The sequence below is a fragment of the Mesorhizobium sp. M2C.T.Ca.TU.002.02.1.1 genome (assembly GCF_003997225.1).
Genome location: NZ_RZTO01001523.1, coordinates 1 through 461, shown reverse-complemented (window position 1 = coordinate 461; position 461 = coordinate 1). Strand labels below are relative to the sequence as shown.

The following is a 461-nucleotide window of genomic DNA, read 5'->3' as shown; positions in this document are numbered from 1 at the left end:
ACCCTGCCCTTGTCGAAATCGGCATGGAAGACACTCGGCGCGATTTTGGTCGGCTCGGAAGTCACCGGCCGCCCCTCGGCCTTCCAGCGGTCAATGCCGCCGTTCAGAATGTAGACCTGGAAGACGCCCATGACGCGAAACATCCACCAGGCGCGTGGCGCCGAGAAAAGGCCGGGTCCATCATAGACGACGATGGTGTCGTCGGCCGAAACGCCCATCGCGCCGACATATTGGGCGAAGTGCTGCGGCGAGGCCAGTGTGTGCGGCAGTTTCGAATCCGAATCGGAAACCGCGTCCTGGTCGAGGAAGCGCGCTCCGGGAATGTGGGCGGCATCGTATTCAGCGCGGGCGTCGCGCTTTTGCGCCGGCAGGTACCAGGAAGCGTCGATGATGGCGAGACCCGGCTCGCCAAGTTGCTTTTCCAGCCAATCGGCGTCGACGATGAAAGGGCTGTCCTGCAC

The 461-nt window shown here is 63.1% G+C and carries 1 protein-coding gene; it reads right to left on the bottom strand.

What is annotated here, in order from left to right:
• The coding region (locus EOD07_RS37095; protein WP_164772993.1) for a rhodanese-like domain-containing protein at nt 1-461 on the bottom strand (461 nt) is incomplete at its 3' end.